We start from the raw sequence: 16,831 nt of genomic DNA, 5'->3' as shown, positions 1-16,831 counted from the left end.
TTACTGAGAATGTTTTCTTTATAAACATCGAAAAGAAACCATATCTATATCCCAAATACCATGATCATGCTTCTCAAAATATAATCTGGAGTAGACCACTTTAGGTGGCGACTTACCAGTAATACAGGAAACATTTTGGTAATAGGTTTTTTCACCTGGTGTTATATAGAGTTTCATACCATAGCCTATTATTTCAGCATTGCTATTTAACCATAGCAATTTTATTGCCGGTGAACGAGCATGAGCAGCGGGAATCTTAAAATTACATTTGATTTCATAAAAGCAACCGGGAAGCACTACTATGTCCTGATAGATATAGGCTTTTTTTTCAGGGCTGCCGCCCAGTCTTATCGCATAAGTGCCGGTAAGAGCCTCCCTTGTTTTTAATACATTCTCAGTTTTCCAATTATGCGGTGTATTGTTTAACCAATCATTAAAAATACTGTTATCCGTCAATTCTCCCTGAGGCCTATTAGCATTATATATTATTATCTGTTTGGTTGGTGTGATTGCTTTTTTACCGGAACCAATTTGCCGCTTTACATCTGGCTGCCCAGCCGAATTATTAACGGCGGACTGAGTAAGCGCTGTTAATTTTATTCCAACATCCTCGCTATTCGAAAATTTGCCGCCTTTATTATTGGATAATGTTATTGGTCTTGCTTTTTCCAACTCCCTAATTTCTTTTTCTAAAATATTCTGCGGTATATCTTTAATTTGATCCACGGCATTTTTATTTTGTGAGTATAGTATCTTAGAACTGACAGTAAGAAGACGGCTGCTAAATCCAGATTTGCTTCTTGCATTATATTTGCCAACTGGCCTGCTTGGGCTTTTTTGCACTTCCGAAACATCTTGGCTGTACAATGATTTAGGGGTATATATTGTGGTGGAATTCTTTTCTTTTACATTATGTCCGAGCAGCACCATAAACCGCCCCACCTCCACATCAACAAACTATAATAAGACAGTCACCTCAGCAATCTTACAAAGCTGCTCATCTGCTTGTACTTGCAGGCGACTTATCCATAAGTTCATCATGAGCATAAGGTAAGTTACAAAAAACCGGCCAGATTATTCTGTCCAGCTTTAAACTGCCCGTTAAACCTGAATTTGCTGTTCTCTGGTCACTTTAATTGATATATCCACGATAAACTTCTGTGTGGCTGTCAAGATATTGCCACTATTGTCATAAGTCTGTGGAATAAAATAATTAGCCTTGACCGCATCTGTTTTCTCGATATGACAGGTATCTCCCTCCTGAACACCCTTAATTTCGAAAATTCCACCAAAATTGTAGCTTTCCTCATGATAGCGTACTCCACCTTCATTAAAAGCATTGGACGGTTCTTTATAGATGATATCTTTTTTGACCGTACCGTTAAAAACAACTGTATCCGGGCAAACCTTGCAATCATTGATTTTAATATCAAATTTTTCGTCTATCACCCCCGATACAGGTATTTTAAAGACAATTGTATCACTTAATACTAGAATCTGAGTAGAATCCTCTCCAATAACAACAGGTGTTTTAATAGTAGTTGCCATAAATTATCCCCCTGTAGCAAATAAAATCTTAAATATTTTTTATAATATGCAATTAGTTTTAGGGTGTTACGTATTATGTTGAAGTACAATATTTTTATTATAGTGGGGGAATTAATTTGGCCACTCAGCAAGACATTAAAAAAGCTGTCTCAAAGGGAACAGCCTGGCTAAAAGAAAAACAAAATCCGGATGGTAGTTTCGGCAGCTGGGATCTCGGGTCAACCTGCCTGGCCGTACTGGCACTGCTTCACAGCCGTTTAGACAGCATGTCTCCAGAGATTGAGAATGCTGTTGCTTATATTATGAATTCATCTCCTCCCCAATCTGTTCATTTTCGTGCCCTGACTGTGATGGTCTTAGTCGCCGGTAAGCATAAAACTCCGGAAACCTTAGACAGGGTGCAATCAGACATAAATTGGCTTATCCAAGCACAATGTACAGACACCGGCAATAATTTATCTTACGGAGGTTGGGGACCTTATGGCTACGACCACACCGACGGATCCAATACACAATTTGCCCTGCTGGCTCTCTACGCCGCCACCTTTTGGTCCATTTCAGTTCCTTATGACACCTGGCAAAGAACTTTAAGCTGGTATCAAAATAATCATGCTGTTAATAAAGACGGCAGTTTTTTCTACCAAACCCATGAGCCAACCGACTTAAACAATAATCAGTCAACCAGTTGCATGACAGCCGCTGCATTTTCCGGTTTAAAAATTATCAATATATTCAGCAAGGACGAAGCAAACAAAATACAAGTCAAAAAATTAATCAACAACGTTCAAAACTGGTTAGAAAACAATTACACGTATCTATATAGCAATTGTTCCGACGACTGGCACTTTTACTCTTTATACAGCTTCAAAAAGGGTTGTGTTATTTCACCTTATACCAAACTAATCGGCTCTCATAACTGGTATGATCAAATTTCAAGTCACCTGCTGGAACTGCAAAAAACAGATGGCAGTTGGATGTCTGGTGAGGATAGAAAAGTTACTAAAATTAAAGATACTGTATTTGCCCTGCTGACCCTTAGCAAAGAATACGTCGACAATTCAGAAGAGTATACCGGAGAAAATTTTAAATATACATTTATGAGCAATATTGCCTGTGGAATAATCAGAATGAACAAACACACTATCTGCTTTAGGACAAAATAAGGTTAAATTAACATACAAATTTATCTATTTATTGTAGCATATGTACACCTTAGATCATATCATATAAAACAATATAATATTTGGGAGGTAATTAAGTGTTTCAGACAACATCCAATTTCGGTATTGTCGTAGAACAGCATCTTAGACGCATCAGCTTTTTCAGCACTGATACGCTTGAGATTTTGAATCAGATTACCCTGGGCTACGATTTTGTTGATACAGCAATTACCAGCGATTGCTCCAATGTTGTGGTGACATCTGATTTTTGCCAGACTCTTGTACAAATAGAAACCCAGTTAGAACCGCCAAAAGTAGTCGCCATTCAAGAAGGACAATCCTCTATGGCTGATGTCGACATCACGCCGGATGATCAGTTTGCTGTAACTGTAACCGGTTTAAATCACCCTTTTAATATGCAATCTTACAGTTTCCTAAAAAATAAGTTTATTAGTACTATCCCCATACCTTACGATGCCGTGGGTATTGCTATATCGCCTAACGGCAACGGGCTAATCCTCATCGATCGTTCTTCAGCCAATACCGTAAGGCGCTTTAAAATTGATGCCGACGGTGTTCTTTTTGACACTGGTCAGGAGTTTATCTCCGGAGGCACCAGACCTTTTAACATTACTTTTACACCGGACGGCAATTTTGCCTTTGTAGCCAACTTAATTGGCAACAGCATAGGGATTCTGGAAACCCAAAACCCGGAAAATATAACCTTATTAAATGCAGTCGGCACAAACAACCTGCCAGGCACCATTGTAGTATCCCGTGACGGTAGTACAGTTTACGTTTTAACCGAAAGTACAGTTGATGTTTTCAATTTCAACCAGCTATCTGGAACATTAAGCTTTGTAAAATCTTTCGGTCATGGCTTGCTAATTGACCCTCGTCCCCTTTTTGGCGCAAATCAGATGGCACTGAACAAAACTGAAACCAAGCTCTTTATTTCTGCTAATATCAGCCGTGAATTAAAGGTGTTTACCATAAGCGGTAAAGTAGTCGGTTACGTTGCGGGCATTGAAGCCAACGGCGGCATTGCCATCTGCCACCCGGACAAACACAACCGGTTAAAATGATTAATGCCATACATAAAAAGAACTTTCTTGTTAACAAGGAAGTTCTTTTTAATCTTTTTAGTTGCCTTTAAAAAATGAAAACTCCCCGTCTTTTGTCCACGGGGAGTAGCAACTGCCATTCCTTATATGAGTTAAAGGTCTAGCAATCTACGGGACACGGGCACGGCGGGGTCTTAGTGGGGCAGCCGGGCGGCAGAACCTTTTCATTGCGCGTAACATCCTTTTGAACAACAAAAACGCATTTCATAATCAAATACGGCTCAATTACTCCACTGGTAGATGAAAGAAAAACAACACAGGTAGAGTTACCTTCATGCCGAACAAAGAACTCCGAAATATGATCAGTTGACAAAACGCCACAGGCTTCTTGTTCCTCCTGGAATACCAGAGAAACATCAAGGCATCCAAAGGAAGCGCCGCTGTTAGCATTCTTAACTAACAAAGCGCCTCTCACCCAACCACAGTTAATAATCTTGTTGTCTATTAATGTAGGTTTAAAGTGAGGCTCCTGGCAGCATAGCTCAAACTTGATAGGTACAATATTTCCTGTAACCGGATCTTTGGTAGTTGCCTGGCCATTGGTTTCATTCACATGAATTGCGATGGCCGGATGAAAAGTGCTGCAAATATGGTTAATTCTCACCCTTGCTTCAGCAACTTTTTGAGCACAATCAGTAAAGACTAAACACTTCTTAAAGGCAATATTCATAATATCACTCCTAATTCATTTTGTTATGCCAGTATAATTCCGGGCAGATAGGATTACCTATAATGGTTTATAATCTTTTTGCATTGATGTTGTTTAATGTCATAATATGAAATTAAAACCACGATTGTTACAGGTTTGCAGCTAGGTATTATGTATTTTTTCATAAATTTGCAATATATAATAATAACTGCTGCAAACCTAAGTATTAGTCAATGGATTTTCTGCCTTAAATAGAAAAACACACCTGGCAGGTGTGTTTCTAAAATTACTAACTTATTATTAAATATTAAATTCAGCCATTATAAAAGTATGATCTGAAGGCTTTTCCAGTTTTCTCGGTTCAATATCAACCCACGAATCCATAGACCGGTCGGCTATAGCCCTGGTACCCCAAATATGGTCAACCCGCCAGCCCAGATTTCTTTCCACTCCCCTGGGCACACGATAGTCCCAGAATGTATAATGACCTCCCTCAGGCTTATGCTTGCGAAATATATCCTGGAAACCCCATTCCTTTACATGGGCCAATACTTTATGCTCCTCCGGATGAAAGCCGACATGACCGAGAAGTCTCTTGGGATCATGTATATCTATAGGCTCCGGGGCCACATTAAAATCACCTAACCAAAGAACGGGCTGCTCAGGAGTAAAATTACGCGTAAAATAATCACGCATGGCTCTAATCCAATTCAGTTTATGTATGAATTTGGGACTTTTGGGATCTTGTCCCTGCGGTATATAAGTATTAACTACATATATTCCTTTAACCTGAGCAGCCAGCAGTCTGGCTTCACCCGGTTCGGCTGCCTCTCCTAAATCACTGTCCACTCGCGTTAAATCATGCGGGCTAAGTATGGCAACCCCGTTATAAGACTTTTGTCCTTTAAATAGCGTATTATAACCGATATCTCTGAAATCCTGAACAGGAAAATCTTTATCCATAACCTTGGTTTCTTGCAGGCAAAGCAGATCAGGTTTGCTCTGCAACAGCCAGTTGATAAGCAATTCTTTACGGGCCCGTATAGAATTAATATTAAAACTGGCGGCTTTGAATGTCATATTCACCAACCCTTACTACAAAATTTTATTCTACTCCAGGAAAATTATACTTATGATGGATTTGCGGATAAGTTAAGGTTAGTACCGCATAATTTCTAACTGGCATAAGCGCACACGGCTGCCAGAAAGTCGCTTAAAGCGACTTTCTGGCAAAACTCATTAACTAAGTATTTCCGCATTATTTTCATAAATCCTTCTACATTCTCTGTTTTCTCTAATTAAAATTCAAAATTAAACCAACTGTTTGACATAAACAGCCCGACAGGTCTCAATATTGGCATTGAACTGGATCTATGATATAATCACAAACAAGCTGACAGCAGCAAAAATTTCCTTCGATAAAAATTATAATAAAGGCGGTATTTATGAATCATCTGGTTATTCAAATCTGCTCTGATGAGAATTGCCCGGGCAACAGGTATTTTCAAAATGCTATAAAGACAAACTCTTTACAGGAAGCAAAAGCACTGAGCCAGGCACTGAAAAAAGAACCCGAAAACCTTGGCTATTGCGCCTACTGCCAGGCTAAATTAATTCCCATTGTAGTTGAGTCAGGCTAATAACAAAATACCCGGAGGTTACTATGTTAACACTGACAACCTTATCAGAAAACAGCGCTAACAGAAAAGGGCTTTTAGCTGAACACGGCTTATCCATACTGGTAGAATACGGTAAGTACAGACTGCTTTTCGATACAGGACAGAGCATATCCTGCCTTCACAATGCAGAAAAGCTGGGCATTAACCTGCAAGATATCAACGAAATAGCTTTAAGCCACGGTCATTTCGATCATACTGGCGGATTGAAACATATCCTGGCCAAAGGTCCTAAAAAGGTTTACACACATCCTGACAGTCTGCTTGCTAAGTACCGCAAACTGGAGAATAATGAGTACAAGCCTATGGGCTTGCCCTGTGCGGTTGAAGAACTGGAAGCACTGGGAGCCAATTTTATATTTAACCGGCAACCGGTGGAAATATGCCCCGGCCTATTGCTAACAGGAGAAATTCCACGTAATGTAAATTTTGAACCAACAGCCAGTGGTCATGTTATTTTAGAAGGGAACGAATACCGCAGGGATTTCCTTCTGGACGATCAAGCCCTGGTAATAAAAACATCTTCCGGGACAGTAGTGCTGCTTGGCTGCTCCCATTCCGGCATTATAAATACGCTGAACTATGCCAGAGTATTAACAAATTCCGAGAGAATCCATGCGGTTATCGGCGGCACTCACTTAATTGAAGCAAATTCTGAGCGTTTAGAGTTAACCATAAATGCTTTAAAAGCTATGCGCATCGAAAAAATTGCCGTATCGCATTGCACCGGGTTTAAAGCGCAAATGGCCCTTAAGCAAGCCTTCGGAGACCATTTTATATTGAATAACTGCGGCCATAGCATCCATATTAATTAATATTAAACAATGTGGTTTTACTGACTCAGGCTAATATATTTAACCGGGAAGTCAACTTCCACCAGCGCTTGAGCCACATGGGGATGGCAAGTAAAGAAAAGCACCTGGTGCTGACGGGACAATTCCCCGATTGCTTCAACTGCCGACCGCATGCGCCCGGGGTCAAAATTGACCAGAATATCATCCATGAGCACCGGTAAAGAAACCACCCTATCAGCAAACTCCCTGACTAAGGCAAAACGCATAGCAAGGTAAAGCTGTTCTGCAGTACCCCTGCTTAACTCACCGGTTCCTAAACGGGTTAAATCCTCTTTTTCCACCTCCGGGCAGCTTTTCCCCAGAGGAACCAGAATACGGTTGTATTTACCCCCGGTAAAAGTCTTAAAGTAACGGGAAGCTCTTTTTAATACTGCCGGTTGACGTTCCCTCTCGTAGCCCTCTCTGGCCTGAGCAAGCAATTTCTGACAAATGCTTGCTACGCTCCACTTTTCTATCAACTCGGACAGTTCAGCCAGTAAACCTTCTTTAGACAACATTAAACCCGCTAAACGATCGCTTTTTTCCAGATCAGCTATTCTTTGAGTCAACTGTCCTTTCCGTTCAGTAAGAAAAGAATATTCTTTTTCCATTTCCTCATATTCCTGCTGCAACTTGAGCAGATCTTCTTTTACATCATCGTCGTCTTGAACTTTTAAAATTTCATTTATCTCCGCCAACTTTTCTTTTGAACCGGCAATTAAACGCAAATTTTTTTCCGCCTCAGCTTTCTGGCAGATTAATTTTCTGCGTTCCTGCTGAAGAATTGATAACTGCCTAAATTCCTCAGCATTGTCAGTCTTACCCAGGAGCATTAAATTATACTGCTCCTGCTTAAGTTTATCTACTTCTAACCGCATCTCTTCTATATTCGTATTTATTTTATTTATTTCCCCCATGATTATCTTCTGGTTGTCTTTAGACAAGCGTGCTGCGGACAGATCATCTTTAATTTGCAGAACTGTTGCTGCGATGTCTTCCACCTTCACCTGCTGAAGATTGCTAAAAAAATTGGTTGGCTTTTTCACAGAAAAAGCCAGGGATAGGATAGTGTTGACACGCCTGGTATAGCTGGCAATTTCCTCTTCCACATAGCCAAGCTGCTGCTCAAGCTTATCCTTAGATTCCAGCACATTCTGAGCTTTCTCAATAGTTAGCAGTAACTCCTCCAGTCCACCGGGTGATATCTCCTGCTTAATTCCCAGTAAGTCCAAAACGCTATTCCAATCCTGCTTGAGAACAGTCAAGTTATCCTCAAGCAGTTTCATCTCAGCACTATACCTGTCCGAAAATTCCAAAAGCCGGTTCATTTCCTCTTCTTTAGCCATCAGTTCCTTCAGAAGAATAGCTTTATGCTGCTTAAAACGCTCCTCTTCTTCCAATTCCTTTACTGTTTGGAAAACTTCCTCCTCAACGGGATCACTTTTCCCACAAAAAATCATAGCCAATTGCTGCAGCTTCTGGCGTTCTTTTAAGATTTCACTTTGCACCGGGGCTAGCTGTCTATCCACTTCCTCAATTTTATGGAGCAGCAGTGACAATTCCTCTTGATACTGGTTATGCCTAATCCTGCGATTCTGGTACAAGACTATGTAGAGAACAAGAAGAGACGAAATAAAAATCATTAATACTGCCGCAACTATTAGTTGATTTCTGAAATAGAAAACACTTAGCAAACCAAATGTTATCAAAAATAAAAAAGCCAGCAGTTCAGCCACCCTATTGTCAGCAGGGTTGCTTTTTTTCAAATTGTCATGGCTTTCCCGCATATCCTTGCGCCGGTCGGCCAGGTAGCGTAAATCCTGTTCTCTCCTCTCTAATTTGGAGCAACCAGCCTGCCACTTTTGCAAAGAATTTGAACGAACTGTCCAGGTTTCTGAAGTTGGCGGCATAATTACCGGGCAGTCTTTTACAGCTTGCGCTGCTGCAGACTTCTCCAGGCGGCATTTTTCTAACAACCTATCATTTTCTCTTAACCTGAAGAGCTGCTCATTAATACGCTCTTCCTGGCGGCGAAAACTATCTTTAAAAGTACGAACTTGCTCTCTTGTAACCACTGAGCAGCTAAATTCACGTATACTGTCAAAAGACCAGGAATAACCTAGAGTTTTAAGTATACGAACTGACTCCTCAGACACTGATTTGGCCTCCTGCCTCAAACCGGACAGGCTATTGCAATACTCAACAAAAACACGTCTTTCTTCCAGAAGAAGTTCTATATCTAATGCTAGCTTTAAAATTTCTTCATTGACAGAAAGCTTCTCCAATTCCTCTCTTAATTCCCGCAAGCGAAACTGCTGCTTCTCCAGCATGGATGACTTCTCGGCCAGTTTATAGTCTGCTCTTTCCCATTTTTCCAGGGCATTCTCCGGGAAACCCTGCAGTTCCGGCATATGCTCAAGTGAAATATTAATCTGAAGCAATTGCTCATAGAATTCTCGTCCAAGCACAGCTTTTTCTGCCTTAGAAATCAGGCGACGCGTAAGCGACAACTTATTTCTGGTTTGTTCCAGCATTTCTGCAACTTCTTGTCTTTCTTTTTGCAGTTGATTGTACTCAAAAGGTATTTCCTTCAATACCTCAATTTCCTCATCCAGCTTTTCCATTTTTCTTATAATATTATTAATTTTAGGCTTCTGACCACCGCTTTTATAAAGCTCTTCCAATTTAATTTTTAATTTTTTCTCTACTTCCACCAGGGATACAGAACCCGTCCCCATCCCCGCACTGTAAATATAGCCGCTCACTTCGCTATTTTGCAAACTATCCAGTCGTTCCAGTTCTTCCAGTCCAAAGGCAAAAACATTTTTATATAAAGTGCCGGTAACACCGCCCCATATATTATGCAGCACAGATTCGCCGGCAACGGTTCGGTCAGGCAAATGCACCATAACCTTACCTGAGGCACCACCGGCATGGCGTTCAACAGTATAATGCAAACCCTTTTCATCCTCAAAAACCAGTGAACCGCCATAGCGCCTGCTACCTGATAATTCATAGCGGTTTTCACTGCCGCGCCTGCCGGCAAAACCAAAAAGCACCGCTCTGATAAAGGCCATTAAGGTTGATTTGCCCGCTTCGTTTGGCCCTTCAATAACGTTTAAACCAGGTGCCAGGCTATCCCAGAAAAAATCCCGGTAAATCCCGAAGCCATGTATATCAAGACGCATTATACGCATAGTTTTACTCCTCTTCCCAGGTTAAGTAATCCAATCCCAGCCACATAGCTTCTTCCAACCAATGCTTTAATTTTTCCTCAGTTAACCTGTAATCTGATTGTCTTATTCTCCTGTTATTTAACAGTGGGCTTAAAGACTCCTTAATCTCATTTAATCCCGACTGCTCCAGTTGTGCCGCTTTAACCAGGCGCAAAAAATCACCGGCCAGGCTGTCCTGTGATAATATCAACTCCATATCCAGGTTCGGCCTGCTCATAGATTTTATAGAGTCAAGCCAGATAAAAGGATTTCTATCCTCCAGGCTTTCCCTGAGCTCTGCCAGCAAATCAAACTGAAGTAAACTGTCATTTAGACGTTTATGCAGCTTACTGCGCCCTGTTAAACGCAAACGTAGGAGCAGAGGCACTCCAGCCATTTTTTCGCTTAACTGCTCCAAACGGCTATATAACTTGCTCAACAATAGCTGTTCAGAATCAATCCCATCCAATGAAATATCTTCAACCTGCCAGCGAACAGCCTCTGTCGGTTTAAAAACCAACTCAAACACCTGTCCCGCCTTTACCCGCACCAGGTAACAGCCTCTTGCACCGGTTTCACGAAAATGCCTGCCCTGGCTATTGCCCGGATATGCCACCACCGGCCTTTCCGGATGCATTATCTCTCTAGTATGTACATGACCCAGAGCCCAATAATCAAAGTCACACTCTAACAATTCCGACAAACTGCAGGGCGCGTAGTTTCCATGTCCGGGTTTCTCCCCGACATTGCAATGCAATACAGCTATATGAAAAAGGCTGTTATTACGTTTAAATTTACCGGCATAACTTTCCGTAACCTGACCGGCGGGGTAACTGATTCCCTGCAGCAAAGCCGAATCCTTTCCCGCGACTGAAACAATAACCTCCGCTACCTCACCGGGAGGAAAGAAAAAAACCTTGTCCGGCCAATCAATATGAACAGGAGATCCTCCGGCAAAATCATGGTTACCCCATGCAATAAAGGTTTGTATATTATGCTCAGCCAGTATGGTTAATTGCTCTCTCAGTTTTAGCCAGGCACGCAAGCTGTAGTTTGCATGATCAAAAATATCCCCGGATAAAACCAAAAAATTTGCTTTTTCTTTAATACATATTTCAACTATAGTTGCCAGCGACTTAAATGTAGCCTCGTGTAATACACGGGCTATTTCAGGAGAGACTTCTTTCAACCCTTGAAAAGGACTGTCCAGGTGTAAATCCGCAGCATGCACAAAAGTAAAACTGCTCATAAGCTATCGCCCCAAATATTAATCTGAATATGGTAACTCAATTCCCATACTGCTCATCTTCGACAAAAGCGGCAGGTTAAAAAACAAAATCATATAAAGAATTCCTGATGCTCTATAATATAATACTTTAATTCAGGAAACAAAAAAACAAAATTCATACAAAATTAATTCAATAAATGATTAATAGCCATTAATAAATTAATATTATACTTTTATTCCCAAAGAGGTGTCTATTTGACCGTATAACCGAAGGCTATTGCCATTTAAGTATTTTTTAGTGTGTTTTATAATTTATATTAATACAATAAGATTAATCATAGAAATAGCGGATGTTTAGTTGTATTAATATTTTGATTATTCGGATTATGAAGGGAGGATAGAGAACAAATAGACTAATCTTTATTTTATAAAACCATTTTAAAACAAAAGCAGCCTATACCCCAGTCAATCAGTCCTTTAAAAACATTTAATAAAATCATGCGAGGTGTTTTTATGAGTGCGAGCAACTCAAAAGGATGGACGGTTACAGGCGCAGCTATCTGTATTAACCTAGCGCTGGGTGTTCTTTACGCGTGGAGCATCTTTAAGAAGGATTTATCAACCCACTACGGCTTATCAAACACTGAAGCCGCTCTGCCATATACTATAGCCTGTGGTATATTTGCCTTAATGATGGTACCGGCAGGACGCTGGCAGGATAAAATTGGTCCTAGAGTTGTTGCCGCAACCGGCGGAGCATTAACAGGACTGGGGTTGATCCTGGCCTCATTTTTTATTCCGACATTGTCGGACGGCAATACCGTTATCTCCAGCACCGGTTTTTGGGGGATAACTATTGGATTTGGTGTTTTAGCCGGAACAGGCATCGGGCTCGGTTACGCATCAACTACACCCCCGGCAGTAAAATGGTTTCCACCAGCTAAAAAGGGTCTTATTACAGGTCTGGTAGTCAGCGGTTTCGGATTGGCTTCGGTTTATATATCGCCTCTTTCAAAATACCTTCTAACTGAGTTTGCTTTGAAAAATGCTTTCCTTATTTTAGGAATAGGTTTTTTATTTGTGACTGTTAGCTTTGCTCAATTTCTAAAAAATCCCCCGCCAGGCTATCTACCGGGCGGAACTCCTTCTCCGGGCTGTAAAAACAGCGACAATGCAAAAATTGATTATATGCCCGGTGAAATGTTAAAAACCCCTCAGTTCTTTCTTTTATGGCTTATGTTTGCACTGGCCGCTTCTGCGGGACTTATGACTATCGGACATATTGCCTCTATTGCCAAGCAGCAAGTGCCCAGTGTTGACCTGGGATTCTTGCTGGTAGCTATTCTGGCCATTTTTAATGCCGGAGGAAGAATTATCGCCGGTATACTTTCCGATAAAATCGGTCGCACCAGAACCATGCTCCTGGTCTTTGTCTTTCAAGCCGCTATAATGTTCTTGTTTTCAGCTTTCAAAACACCGGCGCTTTTGATTATGGGAACTGCAGCAGTTGGTTTTAACTATGGTTCTTTGTTATCACTGTTCCCGTCAACTACCGCCGACTATTTCGGCACTAAAAACCTTGGTGCCAATTACGGTCTGGTTTTTACTGCCTGGGGAGTAGGCGGAGTTTTCGGGCCTATGCTGGCCGGTATGATTGCTGATGCCTTTAAAGTATACACTCTGGCTTTCCAAATATCCGCAGGTCTTTTAATTCTGGCAGCACTGATTTCTCTTATAGTTAATGCACCTAAAACAATTCCTCTGACAGATGACATAAAATTAAAGGCATAATACGCGGATAAAAGGTGGTCAGACCACCTTTTATCTGGTTACCGTTCATCCTTATTTTATGGCTTTTCAAGATATATTTATTGACTCTGAAATGATAGTAAATATAATTAGATCTGTATTATAAAAATATTAAGAATTTATGCAATATTCGCACATTATATCCGACAACTTCTGCAACAGAATCTTCCTTGGCAGGAGGTGACAAGAAAAAAAATTTGTATATAAATTCACATGTTAATAATATGATTATTTAATTTATATGTAGGAGGAAGATAATTTGAGTTCTCATCAAACTATGCATTGTAAAGAGGTTAATGCAGATCCTGGTGCCCTTGGCCTGTTCGGTCTGGCCATGGTAACACTGGTTGCAGCCTCGCAGAAACTAGGTTGGACAACCGGTTTGTCTTTTGTAGTTCCCTGGGCCATATTTTTAGGAGCAAGTGCCCAGTTAGTGGCCTCATTAAAAGATTTTAAACATAATAATACTTTTGGAGCAACAGCTTTTGGAGCTTATGCTTTCTTCTGGTACGCAGTGGCTATGTCCTGGTTAACTAAAATGGGCGCATTTGGCGACAAACTTGCAGGCGATGTAGACGGCAAACAACTTGGCATAGCTTTTTTGGGTTACCTGATTTTCACACTCTATATGACTATCGGCTCTATGGAAACCAATAAGGTCTTATTTATTATTTTCGTACTTATTGATTTTTTATTTATTGGTTTAACCTTTTCTACTTTTCAAATCAATGAACACTTTTTCCATAACATGGCGGCCTGGTCTGAGTTGTTGATTTCGATATTCTCTTTTTATGGTTCTGCTGCCGTAGTTCTAAACGTGCATTTCGGTAAGGTTTTCTTACCGGTAGGCAAGCCATTTGGAATTTTTAAATAAGTCATAATAATTTTGTGCCTTGGTGAAGAATAAAAGGGGTTAAGAGAAAATTCTCTTAACCCCTTTTATTCTTCATTAATATTTATTCTCTCAGGTCCTTTATAAAAAAACAAAATTTATGATATCGTAATATTAAAATTGAGATTTGAAAAAGTTGCTGCTATGAAATTCCTAATGTCCGCCTTCGGGACGGTTTTTTTCATTTAAATGGTTCAATTATTAACTTGACAACAAATAACTAATAGGTTATCTTAAATATAATAAATGAATAGGTGTTCATATGAACAAATAATACATATTGCTATTTAAATTTATTGATTTCATACAATTCTTATGCAGGGGGAGAAAAAATGCAGACAGTCATTGACCGTCCTACAACCAAGTACCTGTTAAAAGGCATGGCTTGTGCCGGCTGCGCGGCAAAAATTGAAAAACTACTGCAAGAACAGGAAGGCATGCATTATACCCAGTTAAACTTTGCAGCCAAATCTATTTATTTAAAAGAAGAGCATGTGTTCAGGGCACAACAAATTATTAACAGCATAGAGCCTGGAGTGGAATTGGTTCCTGTCAACCTGCAGGAAAAAAAATATAAATTAAAGGGTCTTCACTGCACAGGTTGTGCGGCTAAAATCCAGAGCACCTTAAGTAAGACCGGGGGACTGGAAAACTCCGCATTAAATTTTGCAGCCGGTACCCTGTTAATAAACCCGCAATATTTTCGACAAGCACAGGAGATTATTGACTCTATCGAGCCAGGTGTTATACTGGAAGAAATCAATAAGCCACAGGAAGAAAAATCAAATATCAAAAAGCCGTTGACTGTTATGGGCATTGCCTTTGTATTGCTGGCAACAGGCCTTGTTTTTGATGATAATCTGCGTAATACACGGTATACCTGGGCGGAATACACAGTTTTTTTATCAGCCTATTTTTTGGTTGGCTGGAAGGTATTGCTTACTGCTTTTCGAAACATATTTAAAGGTAATATGCTGGATGAAAATTTCTTAATGACTTTAGCTACCGGAGGCGCAATTGCCATCCACCTGCTGCCGGAAGCGGTAGGTGTAATGTTTTTCTTCTATGTGGGAGAATTCTTTCAAAACTTGGCTGTTAATCGCTCCCGCGCTTCAATAAAGGCTTTATTGGATATCAAACCGGAATATGCCAACCTAAAGCTAAACGGCAATATAGAAAAGGTTTCTCCGGAAACTGTTCATACAGGTGATTTTATTATTATTAAACCAGGAGAGAAAGTACCACTGGACGGTATTATAACAGAAGGCTTCTCCTTTTTTGATACTTCTGCTCTAACCGGAGAGTCAGTGCCCAAAAGATTAAAAACAGGAGAAGAAGTGTTGGCTGGTATGATTAATACCAGTGGTCTGATCACGATTCAGGTTAGCAGGCAATATGCCGATTCTGCAGTAGCTAAAATACTTGATTTAGTTGAGAATGCCGGAAGCAGAAAAGCACCGGTGGAAAAATTTATTACAAGATTTTCTTATTATTATACCCCTGCTGTGGTTTTGGGAGCTGCTGCGCTGGCTTTTGTACCACCGCTGGTTATACCGGGTGCTGTTTTTTCCGACTGGCTACACCGGGCACTGGTGCTTTTAGTAATCTCCTGTCCATGTGCACTGGTGGTCTCCATCCCTTTAGGCTATTTCGGAGGTATTGGCGGAGCTTCTAAAAGAGGTATTCTCGTTAAGGGAGCAAACTTTCTGGATGCTTTAACCGGTGTAAATACAGTGGTTTTTGATAAAACAGGTACTCTAACCAGAGGCGTGTTTCACGTTACTGATATAAAAGCGCAAAACAACTTCTCACCGGAGGATGTTTTAAAATACGCTGCAAAAGCCGAGGCTAATTCCTATCACCCGATTGCCCGCTCGATTATGGAAGCATACGACGGCAACAGCCCCTATGAACAAGCTGAGGCTTATGAGGAAATAGCCGGTTGCGGAATCAAGGCAAAATATAAAAGCCAGTTAATTATAGCCGGTAATGAAAAACTTTTAGATCTGGAAAACATTCCTTATGAAAGGTGTGTTGCCGAAGGCACGATAGTCTATATTGCTGTTAACGGTTTATTTGCCGGCTGCATTACTATCGCCGATGAGATTAAGGAAGATTCCTTTAGCGCTATAAGTAAATTAAGAAAATTAGGAGTCAAACAAGTTGTTATGCTGACCGGTGACGATGAAACTGCGGCCGCAGATGTTTCGTCCAGACTTGAATTGGATGCTGTATATTCCCGGTTATTGCCTCAAGACAAACTAGCCCGGCTGGAAAAACTGATGGCAAATCTATCTATCAAGGAAAAACTAGCCTTTGTCGGGGACGGAATTAACGATGCACCGGTTATAACAAGGGCAGACGTAGGAATAGCCATGGGTGGGCTAGGCTCTGACGCAGCCATAGAAGCTGCGGATATAGTTATTATGGATGATCAACCAGGCAAAGTTGCTGTGGCCATCGATATTGCCCGGCATACAAAAAAAATTGTCCTGCAAAACATTATCATGGCCTTAACTGTAAAAGGCATATTTGTTGCTCTGGGTTCGATAGGCCAGGCAAATATGTGGGAAGCTGTATTTGCTGATGTGGGTGTAGCCCTGCTGGCTGTACTTAATGCTACCCGGGTTCTTAAACATAAGGAGAATTATTAAGAAAGTCGCCTATAGCGACCGGATTCTTGTTGTCTTCCTGGCA

Annotated in this window: 13 protein-coding genes; 7 read left to right on the top strand and 6 right to left on the bottom strand. The window is 40.7% G+C overall.

Annotated elements, in window-relative coordinates; translation table 11 throughout:
* Positions 1–18 precede the first annotated feature (18 nt).
* The gene (locus DTOX_RS08585; RefSeq protein ID WP_015757322.1) at positions 19–930 is read right to left on the bottom strand and encodes a hypothetical protein; all 912 of its coding nucleotides are present in this window, start codon (positions 928–930) and stop codon (positions 19–21) included.
* A 171-nt stretch (positions 931–1,101) separates the two neighbouring features.
* Entirely contained in the window at positions 1,102–1,548 is a 447-nt protein-coding gene (locus DTOX_RS08580) for a DUF3794 domain-containing protein (protein ID WP_015757321.1), read from the bottom strand.
* A 116-nt stretch (positions 1,549–1,664) separates the two neighbouring features.
* On the opposite strand from DTOX_RS08580, the gene DTOX_RS08575 reads away from it, so the two are divergent.
* Together DTOX_RS08575 and DTOX_RS08570 are read left to right on the top strand one after the other, a co-directional pair.
* The gene (locus DTOX_RS08575) at positions 1,665–2,711 is read left to right on the top strand and encodes a prenyltransferase/squalene oxidase repeat-containing protein (RefSeq protein ID WP_015757320.1); all 1,047 of its coding nucleotides are present in this window, start codon (positions 1,665–1,667) and stop codon (positions 2,709–2,711) included.
* A 95-nt stretch (positions 2,712–2,806) separates the two neighbouring features.
* Positions 2,807–3,793 carry a beta-propeller fold lactonase family protein gene (locus DTOX_RS08570; RefSeq protein WP_015757319.1) on the top strand — a complete coding sequence of 329 codons (987 nt, stop codon included), beginning with the start codon at positions 2,807–2,809 and terminating at the stop codon, positions 3,791–3,793.
* Between the two features lie 139 nt (positions 3,794–3,932).
* Here the strand turns inward: DTOX_RS08570 and DTOX_RS08565 are convergent, their stop codons facing one another.
* The gene (locus tag DTOX_RS08565; RefSeq protein ID WP_015757318.1) at positions 3,933–4,502 is read right to left on the bottom strand and encodes a hypothetical protein; all 570 of its coding nucleotides are present in this window, start codon (positions 4,500–4,502) and stop codon (positions 3,933–3,935) included.
* 279 nt (positions 4,503–4,781) lie between these two features.
* Complete coding sequence (gene xth / locus DTOX_RS08560; RefSeq protein ID WP_015757317.1) at positions 4,782–5,561, bottom strand: exodeoxyribonuclease III; 780 nt, start codon at positions 5,559–5,561, stop codon at positions 4,782–4,784.
* 365 nt (positions 5,562–5,926) lie between these two features.
* Between xth and DTOX_RS08555 the strand changes: the two genes are divergently transcribed.
* Positions 5,927–6,121 (top strand): hypothetical protein, encoded by a 195-nt coding sequence (locus tag DTOX_RS08555; protein WP_015757316.1) that lies wholly within the window; start codon positions 5,927–5,929, stop codon positions 6,119–6,121.
* A gap of 23 nt (positions 6,122–6,144) precedes the next feature.
* Positions 6,145–6,972 carry an MBL fold metallo-hydrolase gene (locus tag DTOX_RS08550; RefSeq protein ID WP_015757315.1) on the top strand — a complete coding sequence of 276 codons (828 nt, stop codon included), beginning with the start codon at positions 6,145–6,147 and terminating at the stop codon, positions 6,970–6,972.
* Positions 6,973–6,989: 17 nt separating this feature from the next.
* On the opposite strand, the gene DTOX_RS08545 is transcribed toward DTOX_RS08550, so the two are convergent.
* Together DTOX_RS08545 and DTOX_RS08540 are read right to left on the bottom strand one after the other, a co-directional pair.
* Positions 6,990–10,187 (bottom strand): AAA family ATPase, encoded by a 3,198-nt coding sequence (locus DTOX_RS08545; protein ID WP_015757314.1) that lies wholly within the window; start codon positions 10,185–10,187, stop codon positions 6,990–6,992.
* A gap of 4 nt (positions 10,188–10,191) precedes the next feature.
* Positions 10,192–11,454 (bottom strand): metallophosphoesterase family protein, encoded by a 1,263-nt coding sequence (locus tag DTOX_RS08540; RefSeq protein ID WP_015757313.1) that lies wholly within the window; start codon positions 11,452–11,454, stop codon positions 10,192–10,194.
* Between the two features lie 492 nt (positions 11,455–11,946).
* On the opposite strand from DTOX_RS08540, the gene DTOX_RS08535 reads away from it, so the two are divergent.
* The 3 genes from DTOX_RS08535 (at position 11,947) to DTOX_RS08525 (ending at position 16,788) form a co-directional block, all read left to right on the top strand.
* Complete coding sequence (locus DTOX_RS08535; protein WP_015757312.1) at positions 11,947–13,224, top strand: L-lactate MFS transporter; 1,278 nt, start codon at positions 11,947–11,949, stop codon at positions 13,222–13,224.
* A gap of 277 nt (positions 13,225–13,501) precedes the next feature.
* Entirely contained in the window at positions 13,502–14,116 is a 615-nt protein-coding gene (locus DTOX_RS08530) for an acetate uptake transporter (protein WP_015757311.1), read from the top strand.
* A gap of 350 nt (positions 14,117–14,466) precedes the next feature.
* Entirely contained in the window at positions 14,467–16,788 is a 2,322-nt protein-coding gene (locus tag DTOX_RS08525; RefSeq protein ID WP_015757310.1) for a heavy metal translocating P-type ATPase, read from the top strand.
* Positions 16,789–16,831: the final 43 nt, after the last annotated feature.

Source organism: Desulfofarcimen acetoxidans DSM 771 (assembly GCF_000024205.1).
In the GTDB taxonomy this organism is placed as follows: Bacteria; Bacillota; Desulfotomaculia; order Desulfotomaculales; family Desulfofarciminaceae; genus Desulfofarcimen; species Desulfofarcimen acetoxidans.
Note: the sequence above shows the minus strand (reverse complement) of the source record. Positions and strands in the feature narration are given on the sequence as shown.